Consider the following 12,562-nt stretch of genomic DNA (forward strand, 5'->3'; position numbering starts at 1 on the left):
ATGACCACTGACCTCACCAAGACCTCCGAAGAGTCCACCGCCCCCAAGAAGACCGCGGCCCCCCAGGCCCCGGGCCTCCTCCACTGGATCGTCGCCGCCGGTGGCCTCGCCACCGTCGCCAGCACCTTCCTCGCCTGGACCTACACCACCGAATTCCCCGGCGACCTCACCGTCACCGGCTACCCCGGCGGCCTCCAGGTCCTCACCCTCGTCGCCGGCCTCCTCCTGACGCTCTTCGCCCTCTCCGGCCTCGGCGTCAAGGGCCTCCGCTGGCTCACCCCGGCCGGCTCCACCAAGGCCCTGCAGTTCCTCGCCCTCGGCGCGCTCGGCACCACCTGGTACACCGTGCTCGCGATCGCCGTACAGCTCGGCGGCCTCGCCCACCTGGAGCCGGGCGGCTTCGTCGCCGCGCTCGCCACGCTCGTCCCGCTGACCGCGTTCGCGCTCAAGGACGACACGCGCAAGGCGTCGAAGCCCAAGGAGCTCCCCTCCTGGGCCGAGATCCTGATCATCATCGTCGCGTTCGCCATCGGCATGTACGCCGTGACATACGGCATCTCCACCGAGTACCCCGAGCTGTTCATCGGCTACCTGCTCCTCGCGGGCTTCGCCGCCGGCACGCTCGCCAAGTCCGGCCTCATGGCCCGGCTCTCGGCGATCGCCTCGAAGAACAAGCACGTCGCCGCCGTCGCGGCCTTCGCCGCCGCGGCCGTCTTCCCCTTCACCCAGACCACCGACACGTTCACCGTGATCGCGGTGCAGATCCTGATCTTCGCCACGGTCGCCCTCGGCCTGAACGTCGTCGTCGGCCTGGCCGGCCTGCTCGACCTCGGCTACGTCGCCTTCCTCGGCGTCGGCGCCTACACCGCCGCCCTCGTCTCCGGGTCCACCGCCTCCGCGCTCGACATCCAGCTCCCCTTCTGGGTCGCCATGATCATCGGCGCGATCGCCTCGCTGATCTTCGGCGTCATCATCGGCGCACCGACCCTGCGACTGCACGGCGACTACCTCGCCATCGTGACGCTCGGCTTCGGCGAGATCTTCCGCATCACCGTCAACAACATGGACGGCGACAACGGACCCCAGATCACCAACGGCCCCAACGGCATCCCGAACATCCCGGCGCTGAACATCTTCGGGTACGACTTCGGCGAGACCCACACCGTCCTCGGCGTGGAACTCGGCTCGTACGCCAACTACTACCTCCTGATGCTCCTCGTCATGGTGCTCGTCGTCCTCGTCTTCAGCCGAGCCCAGGACTCCCGCATCGGCCGTGCCTGGGTCGCCATCCGCGAGGACGAGACCGCGGCCACCGCCATGGGCATCAACGGCTTCCGCGTGAAGCTGATCGCCTTCGCCCTCGGCGCCACCCTCGCCGGCGTCGCCGGCACCGTCCAGGCCCACTTCCAGGGCACGGTCCTCCCCGAGATGTACGTGTTCGCCGGCCCCGTCGCCCCGAACTCCGCGTTCCTCCTCGCGGCCGTCATCCTCGGCGGCATGGGCACCATCCGCGGCCCGCTCCTCGGCGCGGCGCTGCTCTTCCTCATCCCCGAGAAGCTGGCCTTCCTCAAGGACTTCCAGCTCCTCGCGTTCGGCCTCGCGCTCATCCTGCTGATGCGCTTCCGCCCCGAGGGCCTCATCCCCAACCGGCGCGCCCAGCTCGAATACCACGAGCACGACGAGAACGCCGACAAGCTCGACGTACCGGAGCCACGGCTGTCCGCCGAGTCCGGCGCCGGAACCGCGAAGGCGGGTGCGTGAACGCCATGACGACCACCACCACGGCCACCACGGCCACGGCCGCCACCGTCCTCGACGCCAGCGGCGTCACGATGCGCTTCGGCGGACTGACCGCCGTACGCGGAGTGGACCTGACCGTCCGACAGGGCGAGATCGTCGGACTCATCGGCCCCAACGGCGCCGGCAAGACGACCTTCTTCAACTGCCTGACCGGTCTGTACGTCCCCACCGAGGGACAGGTCAGCTACAAGGGCACCGTGCTGCCCCCCAAGCCGCACCTGGTCACCAAGGCCGGCATCGCACGCACCTTCCAGAACATCCGCCTCTTCTCCAACATGACGGTCCTGGAGAACGTCCTCGTCGGACGCCACACCCGGACCAAGGAGGGCCTCTGGTCCGCGCTCCTGCGCGGCCCCGGCTTCAAGAAGGCGGAAGCCGCCTCCCGCGAAAGGGCCATGGAACTCCTGGAGTTCATCGGCCTGGAGAACAAGGCGGACCACCTCGCCCGCAACCTCCCCTACGGCGAGCAGCGCAAGCTGGAGATCGCCCGCGCACTGGCCAGCGACCCCGGTCTGCTGCTCCTCGACGAGCCCACGGCCGGCATGAACCAGAACGAGACCCGGGCCACCGAGGAACTCGTCTTCGCGATCCGCGACAAGGGCATCGCGGTCCTCGTCATCGAGCACGACATGAAGTTCATCTTCAACCTGTGCGACCGGGTGGCCGTCCTCGTCCAGGGCGAGAAGCTCGTGGAGGGCACCTCCGACGTCGTCCAGGGCGACGAACGGGTCGTGGCCGCGTACCTGGGCACGCCGTTCGAGGGCGCGCCGGGCGCGGAGGAGGTCGCCGAGGTCGAGGCGGCGGAGGCCCACGCGGAAGCGGAGGCCGAAGCGCACGCGGAGGCCGAGGCCGAGGCCGAGGCCGACGACGCAGCCGAGGCCGAGGCCGACGAAGCCCCGGCCGAGGACGCGGACGAGGCGGACGAGGCCGCCCAAGCCCCGGCCGACGACGCCCCCGAGGCACCCGCGTCCGGCGACGCGGACAGCACCACCGAAGGAGACTCCAAGTGACCGCTCTTCTCGAGGTCGAAGACCTCAGGGTCGCCTACGGCAAGATCGAGGCCGTCAAGGGCATCTCCTTCTCCGTCGAGGCCGGTCAGGTCGTCACCCTGATCGGCACCAACGGCGCCGGCAAGACCACCACCCTGCGCACCCTCTCCGGACTGCTCAAGCCCTCGAGCGGCAAGATCACCTTCGACGGCCAGGTGCTCAACGGGATCCCGGCCCACAAGGTCGTGTCGCTGGGCATGGCGCACTCCCCCGAGGGCCGGCACATCTTCCCGCGCCTCACCATCGCCGAGAACCTCCAGCTCGGTGCCTTCCTCCGCAAGGACAAGGACGGCATCGAGCGGGACGTCCAGCGCGCCTACGACCTCTTCCCGATCCTGGGCGAGCGTCGCAAGCAGGCGGCGGGCACCCTCTCCGGCGGTGAACAGCAGATGCTCGCGATGGGCCGGGCGCTCATGTCCCAGCCCAAGCTGCTGATGCTGGACGAGCCGTCGATGGGCCTCTCCCCGATCATGATGCAGAAGATCATGGAGACCATCGCCACGCTGAAGGCCGAGGGTATGACGATCCTGCTCATCGAGCAGAACGCGCAGGCCGCCCTCTCCCTGGCGGACTACGGCTACGTCCTCGAGGTCGGCACGATCAAGCTCTCCGGCACCGGCCAGGACCTGCTCCACAACGACGACGTCCGCAAGACGTACCTCGGCGAGGAGTAAGCCCCACCCAAGCGGAAGGCCCGTCCCACAACGTTGTGGGACGGGCCTTCTTCTGTCCTGAGCGTCACTGCTGACCCTTGGCCGCCTTCTTCTCCTCGGCGTCCTCGATGACCGCCTCCGCGACCTGCTGCATGGACATACGGCGGTCCATGGAGGTCTTCTGGATCCAGCGGAACGCGGCCGGCTCGGTCAGCCCGTACTGCGTCTGCAGAATGCTCTTGGCCCGGTCGACCAGCTTGCGGGTCTCCAACCGCTGCGAGAGGTCGGCGACCTCCTTCTCCAGGGCCCGCAGCTCGGCGAAGCGGGAGACGGCCATCTCGATGGCCGGCACGACATCGCTCTTGCTGAACGGCTTGACGAGGTACGCCATGGCCCCGGCGTCCCTCGCCCGCTCGACCAGGTCGCGCTGGGAGAAGGCGGTGAGCATGAGGACCGGGGCGATGGACTCGCCCGCGATCTTCTCGGCGGCGGAGATCCCGTCGAGCACCGGCATCTTCACGTCGAGGATCACCAGGTCGGGCCGGTGCTCCCGGGCCAGCTCGACGGCCCGGGCGCCGTCGCCGGCCTCGCCGACGACCGTGTAGCCCTCTTCCTCGAGCATCTCTTTGAGGTCGAGGCGGATGAGGGCCTCGTCCTCGGCGATGACGACACGGGTCGTCAGCGGCGGGACGTGCGACGCGTCGGCGTCGTCGGCGGCGGGCTGGGGCGACTCGGGGGCGGTCACGGGGGCTCCTCGTTGCGGGGCAGGGTACTGCTACATGAGCCTACCTAGGTCCTGTATGTTTGAGACACAGCAGGTTGCCACTGACCTTCGTTTCGAAGGAGCCCCGGTAGCCCAGCGGCAGAGGCGATGGTCTCAAACACCATATAGCGTGGGTTCGAATCCCACCCGGGGCACTTCCCCTTCGATTCCAAGGAATTGGAGGGCTTGGCGATCTTCACTCGTCGAGGTGAACGTCTCTTCGATTCCATTCGCACGGGCCGCGATACGGCCAGGCTGCCGTCATGGAACGGCACAACCCTTCGATTCGCGACGAAGCACTCGCACTACTGCGCCAAGGCTTGACCAACAGGGCAGTTGCCGAGCGTCTCAACGTGCCGCGTGGCACGGTCGGTTGGTGGCTCTCGGAAGACCGCCGGAAACGCGGTATCCGCTTCGAACGCCGCACGGACTGTCCCATGTGCACGCAACGCACGTTCGACGCACCCGCCTACGCCTACCTCCTGGGGCTGTACCTCGGCGACGGGCACATCACGTCCAAGCGGAAGCAACACCATCTGTCGATCTTCTGCACCGCCTCGTGGCCGGCGCTGATCGACGCCGCCGAAGCGGCGATGCGGAGAGTGATGCCCATGCCAAGGGTCCAGCGACGGGTCAGGCAGGGCTGCGCCGAGGTGAAGTCGTACACGAAGCACTGGACGGGCATGTTCCCTCAGCACGGGCCCGGCAAGAAGCACGAGCGCAAGATCGCGTTGGAGCCCTGGCAGCAGGCGATTGTGGACGCCCACCCCTGGGAGTTCGTGCGCGGACTGGTCCACTCGGACGGCTGCCGGACCATCAACTGGACCACTCGCGTCGTGAACGGCGAGCGCAAGCGCTACGAGTACCCGAGGTACTGGTTCACCAACGTCTCCGACGACATCCGGCAGCTCTACACCGACACACTCGATCGGCTCGGCGTCGAGTGGAAGCACTGCACCCGTCGCGGGCAGCAGTACAACATCTCCGTCGCCCGCAAAGACTCCGTCGCGCTCATGGATCTGCACGTCGGGCCCAAGTCCTGAGCCTCAGTTCGTCACCGCGTCGCCGATGTGGTGGACGCGGACCAGGTTCGTGGAGCCCGCGACCCCCGGCGGGGAGCCGGCCGTGATGACGACGATGTCGCCCTTGTGGCAGCGGCCGATGCGCAGGAGTTCCTCGTCGACCTGGGCGACCATCGCGTCGGTGGAGTCGACGTGCGGGCCGAGGAATGTCTCCACTCCCCAGGTGAGGTTGAGCTGGGAGCGGGTCGCGGGGTCCGGGGTGAAGGCGAGGAGGGGGATCGGCGAGCGGTAGCGGGAGAGGCGCTTGACGGTGTCGCCGGACTGGGTGAAGGCGACGAGGAACTTGGCGCCGAGGAAGTCGCCCATCTCGGCGGCGGCGCGGGCGACGGCGCCGCCCTGGGTGCGGGGCTTGTTCCGTTCGGTGAGTGGGGGGAGGCCCTTGGCGAGGACGTCTTCCTCGGCGGCCTCGACGATCCGGCTCATCGTCTTGACGGTCTCGACGGGGTACTTGCCGACGCTGGTTTCGCCGGAGAGCATCACGGCGTCGGTGCCGTCGATGACGGCGTTGGCGACGTCGCTGGCCTCGGCGCGGGTGGGCCGGGAGTTGTCGATCATCGAGTCGAGCATCTGGGTGGCGACGATGACCGGTTTGGCGTTGCGCTTGGCGAGCTTGACGGCGCGCTTCTGGACGATCGGGACCTGTTCCAGGGGCATTTCGACGCCGAGGTCGCCGCGGGCGACCATGATGCCGTCGAAGGCGGCGACGATGTCGTCGATGTTCTCGACGGCCTGGGGCTTCTCGATCTTGGCGATGACGGGGAGGCGGCGGCCTTCCTCGTCCATGATGCGGTGGACGTCCTCGATGTCGCGTCCGCTGCGGACGAAGGAGAGGGCGATGACGTCGGCGCCGGTGCGCAGGGCCCAGCGGAGGTCGTCGACGTCCTTCTCGGAGAGGGCGGGTACGGAGACGGCGACTCCGGGGAGGTTCAGTCCCTTGTGGTCGGAGACCATGCCTCCTTCGACGACGTGGGTGTGGACGCGGGGGCCGTCGACGGAGGTGACTTCCAGGGTGACGCGGCCGTCGTCGACGAGGATGCGTTCGCCGGTGGTGACGTCGGTGGCGAGGCCTTCGTAGGTGGTGCCGCAGATGTGGCGGTCGCCTTCCATGGGCTCGACGGTGATGGTGAAGTCGTCGCCGCGTTCAAGGAGTACGGGGCCTTCGCGGAAGCGGCCGAGGCGGATCTTCGGGCCTTGAAGGTCGGCGAGGACGCCGATGCTGCGGCCGGTCTCGTCGGAGGCTTTGCGTACACGCTGGTACCGCTCCTCGTGCTCGGCGTAGGTGCCGTGGCTGAGGTTGAGGCGGGCGACGTCCATTCCGGCTTCGACCAAGGCTTTGATCTGCTCGTATGTGTCGGTGGCGGGACCCAGGGTGCAAACGATTTTGGCTCGGCGCATGGTTCGACCCTAGAGCTTACCGATGGGTAGAGAAGTGGCCCGGCATGACTGTTCAACAACCTTTGCATGAAAGGTTATTGACAAGTCTTGAATGTGTGCGGGGTGGTGCTCCGATGAGCGTGTTTCGGGCCTGCGCGAGGGCTCCGCGCAGGCCCGGGGCCGGGCTCTGCCCCGGGTGGCTAGAGCGTCGGCGGGTTCATCGTGAAGCGGGCGGTCACCTCCGCCGTGACCGTCTGGCGTTGGGGTTCGAGGTCCAGGGGCGGGGCCGTGTCGGCGGATTCCGCGGCGAAGGCCATGCGGGCACCGCCCATGGGGCCGGATGAGGGGATCAGGCCGGTGTCGGCGAGTTCGAGCAGGGCCGAGAGCGTCGCGCCCAGCGCCTCCGCGTAGGCGCGGGCGCGCTGGACGGCCTCCGTCACGGCGAGGCGGCGGGCCTCGGCGTAGGCCGGGGAGTCGGGCCGCAGGGCCCACCATGGGCCGTCCACCGCGGTCATCTCCACGTCCGCGAGCCGGGTCACCAGCTCTCCGAGCACGGTGAAGTCGGTCAGCTCGGCGGTCACCCGGACGGTTCCCTGGTAGCCCCGGGGTCGCTCCTGGCGGCCGCGTCGGCCGAAGTCCGGGGCGATCGAGAAGCGCCCCGTCTCCAGCTTCTCCACGGCGTCGCCCTGGGATTTGACGAGGTCGAGGATCTGGGTGTTGCGGCGCGTCAGGTCGGCGAGCGTGGCCGCGCGGTCGGCGCCGCGCGCGGTGACCGTGACCCAGATCCGGGCGAGTTCCGGGTCGACCTCCAGCCGGCCTTCGCCGCGCACCGTCACGTGCGGTGCCTCGGGGGTGGGGTGTTCGTGCGTCATGGCCTGGCTCCTCCATGTACGGCGGCGGGTGGTGTCCGACGAACACTTTCCCACTCCGTAACCGGAAAGGTCTGTTGTCCGGCGTGGCTCCTGGGCCAGAATCTACGCGCGTTGTGCGCCACTGAACCAAGGAGAACACATGCCGCTGAACCGCCGGACGTTCCTGGAGAGCTCCGTCGCCGTCGGGGCGGGAGCAGCCCTCACCACGGGGGCCGTCGCCGCCCCCGCGCAGGCCCACGGGCGTCACCCCAAGCCGGTCAAGCGGTACTCCTTCACCGTGATGGGCACCACCGACCTCCACGGCAACGTCTTCAACTGGGACTACTTCACGGACAAGGAGTTCGACGACAAGGCCCACAACGACGTCGGCCTCGCCAAGATCTCCACGCTCGTCGAGCAGGTGCGCGCGGCGAAGGGGAGGGGCAACACGCTCCTCATCGACGCCGGCGACACCATCCAGGGCACCCAGCTCTCGTACTACTACGCCAAGGTCGACCCGATCACGCAGACCGGCGGGCCCGTCCATCCGATGGCCCAGGCCATGAACGCCATCGGTTACGACGCCGCCGCCCTCGGGAACCACGAGTTCAACTACGGCATCCCCGTGCTGCGCAAGTTCGAGGAGCAGTGTGACTTCCCGCTCCTCGGCGCCAACGCGCTCGACGCCAAGACGCTGCGTCCGGCTTTCCCGCCGTACAGCATGCACCGGCTGCGGACCCCGCAGGGCCGGGACGTCCGCGTCGCGATACTCGGCCTGACGAACCCCGGCATCGCGATCTGGGACAAGGCCAATGTCACGGGCAAGATGGTGTTCCCCGGTCTGGAGGAGCAGGCGGCGAAGTGGGTGCCGAAGCTGCGTTCGATGGGTGCGGACGTGGTGGTCGTGTCGGCGCACAGTGGTTCCAGCGGGACGTCGTCGTACGGGGACCAGCTCCCGCACATCGAGAACGCCGCCGGTCTGGTGGCCGAGCAGGTCCCCGGCATCGACGCGATCCTCGTCGGGCACGCCCACACCGAGATCCCGGAGTACCGGGTGAGGAACAAGGAGACCGGCCGGGACGTCGTGCTCTCCGAGCCGCTCAAGTGGGGGCAGCGTCTCACCCTCTTCGACTTCGACCTGGTGTGGGAGAAGGGCCGCTGGACGGTCGAGAAGGTCGCCGCCCAGGTTCTCAACTCCAACACGGTGGAGGAGGACCCGAAGATCACCGGGCTGCTCGCGGACGAGCACAAGAAGGTCGTCGCGTACGTCAACCAGGTCATCGGCACCTCCACCGCCGTCATGGCCACGGCCGACGCGCCGTGGAAGGACGAGCCGATCATCGACCTGATCAACCAGGTCCAGGCGGAGACGGTGCGGGCGGCGCTGGCCGGCGGGGAGTACGCCGCTCTGCCCGTGCTCTCCCAGGCGTCGTGCTTCTCCCGTACGGCCGCGATCCCGGCCGGGCAGGTCACCATCAGGGACGCGGCCGGGCTGTACCCGTTCGAGAACACGCTGGAGGCCCGGCTGCTGACGGGTGCTCAGCTGAAGGACTACCTGGAGTACTCGGCGCGGTACTACGTCCAGACGCCGGCCGGCGCGCCCGTGGACACGGCGAAGCTGACGAACGCGTCCGGGATCCCGGACTACAACTACGACGCCGTGTACGGCCTGACGTACGAGATCGACATCGCCAGGCCGGCCGGTTCGCGCATCGTGAACCTGGCTTTCGAGGGCAAGCCGGTCGACCCGGCGGCGCGGTTCGTGCTCGCGGTGAACAATTACCGCGCCAGCGGTGGCGGTGCGTTCCCGCATGTCGCCGGTGCCCCGCAGCTGTGGGCCGATTCGGACGAGATCCGCAACACGATCATCCAGTGGGTGAAGGCGAAGGGGACGGTCGATCCGGCCGGGTTCGCGTCGGTGGGCTGGAAGCTGACCCGGGACGGCACCCCCGTCTTCTAGGTCAGCTCCGTGTGAGAGGCGTCAGCTCCTGGGCCTGGGCCGGGATGCGTGGCGCCTCTCGCCGTTCCAGGCCGAAGGTGGTGAACGCGGTGCGGCGCGGCAGCGGGTACGGTTCCTCGCCGGTGAGCGAGTTGAGGATGGTGGCGCTGCGCCAGGCGGCGAGTCCCAGGTCGGGGGCGCCGACGCCGTGGGTGTGCTTCTCCGCGTTCTGCACGTAGGCGTGGCCGGTGACGCAGGGGTCGAGGACGAGCCGGAATTCCTCGTCGATCCGGGCGCGGCCGGACGAGTCGTGGCGCAGATACGGGTCGAGGCCGGTGAGCATCCGGTCGACCGGGCGTTCGCGGTAGCCGGTGGCGAGGACGACGGCGTCGGTGGTGAGCCGGGAGCGGGTGGCCTGCTGGATGTGCTCCAGGTGCAGTTCGACCTTGGCGGTGGCGACCCGGCCGGCGGTGCGGACCTTGACGCCGGGGGTGAGGATGGCGTCGGGCCAGCCTCCGTGCAGGGTGCGGCGGTAGAGCTCGTCGTGGATGGCGGCGATGGTGTCGGCGTCGATGCCCTTGTGCAGCTGCCATTGGCGGGGCACCAGTTGGTCGCGTACGGGCTCGGGCAGGGCGTGGAAGTAGCGGGTGTAGTCGGGGGTGAAGTGTTCCAGGCCGAGCTTGGAGTACTCCATCGGCGCGAAGGCCTCCGTGCGCGCCATCCAGTGGATCTTCTCGGCGCCGGCGGGGCGGGCGCGGAGCAGGTCGAGGAAGATCTCGGCGCCTGACTGGCCGGAGCCGATGACGGTGATGTGCTCGGCGGCGAGGAGCCGCTCGCGGTGGTGGACGTAGTCGGCGGAGTGGATGACGGGGACGCCGGGGGCGTCGGCGAGCGGTCGCAGCGGCTCGGGGACGTAGGGCTCGGTGCCGACGCCGAGCGCGATGTGCCGGGCGTAGGCGCGGCCGAGGGCCTCCGCCTCGCCGTCGGCGTCGAGCTGGGTGAAGTCGACCTCGAACAGGCGGCGTTCGGGGTTCCAGCGGACGGCGTCGACCTGGTGGCCGAAGTGCAGGCCGGGCAGCTGGACGCTGACCCAGCGGCAGTAGGCGTCGTACTCGGCGCGCTGGATGTGGAACTTCTCGGCGAAGTAGAAGGGGAAGAGCCGGCCGCGGGCACGGAGGTAGTTGAGGAACGACCAGGGGCTGGTCGGGTCGACGAGGGTCACCAGGTCGGCCAAGAAGGGGACTTGGAGGGTGGTGCCCTCGATGAGGAGGCCGGGGTGCCAGTGGAAGGCCGGGTTCTGTTCGTAGAAGGTGGCGGCGAGGCCGCCGGGGACGCCGTGGGCGAGCGCGGCGAGGGAGAGGTTGAACGGGCCGATGCCGATGCCCACCAGATCGTGGGGGTGCTCGAGGTCGCGCTGCGGGGTGCTGCCGGTCATCGGTCGGTACTGCCTTCCACGAGGGTGACGAGTGTGTCGAGGTCGCCGGGGGTGGCGTGGGGGTTGAGGAGGGTGGCCTTCAGCCACAGGCGGCCGTCGGCCCTGGCCCGGCCGAGGACCGCGCGGCCCTCGGTGAGGAGCGTGCGGCGGATCGTGGCGACGGTGGCGTCGTCGGCGTCCCGGGGCCGGAACAGGACGGTGGTAAGGGTCGGGCGTTCGTACAGCTCCAGGCCGGGGCGCTTCTCCGCCAGGTCGGCGAGGTCCTGGGCGAGGGCGCAGCACCGGTCGACGAGGGAGCCGAGGCCGGTGCGGCCGAGTGCGCGCAGCAGGACGGCGATCTTGAGGATGTCGGGGCGGCGGGTGGTGCGCGGGGAGCGGCCGAGGAGGTCGGGCAGGCCGGCGTCGGTGTCGTCGTCGGCGTTGAGGTAGTCGGCGGTGTGGGCGAGGGGCGCGAGGTCGGCGGCGTCCCGTACGGCGAGGATTCCGGCGGCGGCCGGCAGCCAGCCCAGTTTGTGCAGGTCGAGGGTGACGGAGTGGGCCCGTTCGATTCCGGCGAGGAGGTGGCGGTGGGTGTCGCTGAAGAGGACGGGGCCGCCGTAGGCGGCGTCGACGTGGAGGTCGGCGCCGTGGGCCGCGCAGAGGTCGGCGATCTCGGGGAGCGGGTCGATGCGGCCGGTGTCGGTGGTGCCGGCGGTCGCGGCGACGAGGAGGGGGCCGTGGAGGTCGGTCAGGGCCTCGTCCAGGGCGACCGGGTCGAGGGTGCCGTTGGGGGCGGGCACGGTGACCGGCTCGGGGAGGCCGAGCAGCCAGGCGGCGCGGTGGAAGGAGTGGTGGGCGTCGGCGCCGACGACGGTCTGGACGGGGTGGCCGGGGCCGTGGCGTTCGCGGGCGAGGAGCAGCGCGAGCTGGTTGGACTCGGTGCCGCCGGTGGTGACGAGGGCGTCGGGGCGGGGGGCGTGCGGGTTCCTGGGGTACACCTCGCCGGCGAGGGCCCGGGTGACCAGCTCCTCCAGGGCGGAGGCGGCGGGGGCCTGGTCCCAGGAGTCCAGGGAGGGGTTGAGCGCGGAGGCGGCGAGGTCGGCGGCGACGGCGAGCGCGAGGGGCGGAGTGTGGAGGTGGGCGGCGCAGAGGGGGTGGGCGGGGTCGGCGGCGCCCGCGGCGAGGGCGCGGGTGAGGGTGCGCAGTGCGTCGTGGGGGGTGGTGCCGGTGTCGGGAAGGGCCTCGCCGAGTGCCTCTCGGACGCGGGCGGTGACCGCGTCCGGTCCGCCGGCGGGGAGGGGGCCGCCGCGGGTGACGGCTCCGTCGTGGAGGGCGTCGAGGACGGTGTCGAGGAGGGGGCGCAGAGCGGCGGGGCCGGTCTCACCCCCGGCGAGGGGTGGGGTGGTGGGGGTGGGCGCGGCACGCATGGCACGAGCTTGCCGGGGGTTCTGGGGGTTTGTCCGGAGAGCGGAGGGGGGCAACCCGAACGGGGGACGCGGGGGTCGCTTCGGGGGGGCGGGGGCGGCCGGGTACCGGGCGGGGGCGGCCGGGTACCGGGTGGGGGCGGTCGGGTACCGGGTGGGGGCGGTCGGGTGCGGGGCCTTTGAAGAGCGGAGGAGCGTCGTGGAGGGAGGGAG

At 70.0% G+C, this 12,562-nt stretch carries 10 protein-coding genes and 1 tRNA gene; 6 read left to right on the forward strand and 5 right to left on the reverse strand.

The window, feature by feature from the left end; translation table 11 throughout:
* From ABZY12_RS25950 to ABZY12_RS25960, 3 genes are read left to right on the forward strand one after another with little or no spacing between them, the layout of a single operon-like run.
* Positions 1 to 1,761 (forward strand): branched-chain amino acid ABC transporter permease, encoded by a 1,761-nt coding sequence (locus ABZY12_RS25950; RefSeq protein ID WP_356894313.1) that lies wholly within the window; start codon positions 1 to 3, stop codon positions 1,759 to 1,761.
* A 5-nt stretch (positions 1,762 to 1,766) separates the two neighbouring features.
* Positions 1,767 to 2,810, forward strand: a complete 1,044-nt coding sequence (locus tag ABZY12_RS25955) for an ABC transporter ATP-binding protein (RefSeq protein WP_356894337.1) — start codon at positions 1,767 to 1,769, stop codon at positions 2,808 to 2,810.
* The gene (locus tag ABZY12_RS25960) at positions 2,807 to 3,523 is read left to right on the forward strand and encodes an ABC transporter ATP-binding protein (RefSeq protein WP_356894315.1); all 717 of its coding nucleotides are present in this window, start codon (positions 2,807 to 2,809) and stop codon (positions 3,521 to 3,523) included. The genes ABZY12_RS25955 and ABZY12_RS25960 overlap by 4 nt, the downstream gene beginning before the upstream one ends.
* 64 nt (positions 3,524 to 3,587) lie before the next feature.
* Here ABZY12_RS25960 and ABZY12_RS25965 read toward each other — a convergent pair whose 3' ends face one another.
* Entirely contained in the window at positions 3,588 to 4,247 is a 660-nt protein-coding gene (locus ABZY12_RS25965) for a response regulator (protein ID WP_356894317.1), read from the reverse strand.
* A gap of 100 nt (positions 4,248 to 4,347) precedes the next feature.
* Between ABZY12_RS25965 and ABZY12_RS25970 the strand changes: the two genes are divergently transcribed.
* Together ABZY12_RS25970 and ABZY12_RS25975 are read left to right on the forward strand one after the other, a co-directional pair.
* Positions 4,348 to 4,420: transfer RNA gene (locus ABZY12_RS25970), tRNA-Leu, on the forward strand.
* A 108-nt stretch (positions 4,421 to 4,528) separates the two neighbouring features.
* Entirely contained in the window at positions 4,529 to 5,308 is a 780-nt protein-coding gene (locus tag ABZY12_RS25975) for a helix-turn-helix domain-containing protein (RefSeq protein WP_356894319.1), read from the forward strand.
* A gap of 3 nt (positions 5,309 to 5,311) precedes the next feature.
* Here ABZY12_RS25975 and pyk read toward each other — a convergent pair whose 3' ends face one another.
* Positions 5,312 to 6,742 carry a pyruvate kinase gene (gene pyk, locus ABZY12_RS25980; protein WP_356894321.1) on the reverse strand — a complete coding sequence of 477 codons (1,431 nt, stop codon included), beginning with the start codon at positions 6,740 to 6,742 and terminating at the stop codon, positions 5,312 to 5,314.
* A gap of 179 nt (positions 6,743 to 6,921) precedes the next feature.
* Positions 6,922 to 7,593 (reverse strand): SIMPL domain-containing protein, encoded by a 672-nt coding sequence (locus ABZY12_RS25985; protein ID WP_356894323.1) that lies wholly within the window; start codon positions 7,591 to 7,593, stop codon positions 6,922 to 6,924.
* A gap of 139 nt (positions 7,594 to 7,732) precedes the next feature.
* Here ABZY12_RS25985 and ABZY12_RS25990 point away from each other — a divergent pair, with 139 nt between their 5' ends.
* The gene (locus ABZY12_RS25990; protein ID WP_356894325.1) at positions 7,733 to 9,532 is read left to right on the forward strand and encodes a 5'-nucleotidase C-terminal domain-containing protein; all 1,800 of its coding nucleotides are present in this window, start codon (positions 7,733 to 7,735) and stop codon (positions 9,530 to 9,532) included.
* Between the two features lies 1 nt (position 9,533).
* Here ABZY12_RS25990 and ABZY12_RS25995 read toward each other — a convergent pair whose 3' ends face one another.
* The gene (locus ABZY12_RS25995) at positions 9,534 to 10,946 is read right to left on the reverse strand and encodes a SidA/IucD/PvdA family monooxygenase (protein ID WP_356894327.1); all 1,413 of its coding nucleotides are present in this window, start codon (positions 10,944 to 10,946) and stop codon (positions 9,534 to 9,536) included.
* Entirely contained in the window at positions 10,943 to 12,352 is a 1,410-nt protein-coding gene (locus tag ABZY12_RS26000; protein ID WP_356894329.1) for an aminotransferase class V-fold PLP-dependent enzyme, read from the reverse strand. Before ABZY12_RS26000 ends, ABZY12_RS25995 begins: the two co-directional genes overlap by 4 nt.
* Positions 12,353 to 12,562 lie beyond the last annotated feature (210 nt).

Source organism: Streptomyces sp. NPDC006551, assembly GCF_040611675.1.
Taxonomy (GTDB): domain Bacteria; phylum Actinomycetota; class Actinomycetes; order Streptomycetales; family Streptomycetaceae; genus Streptomyces.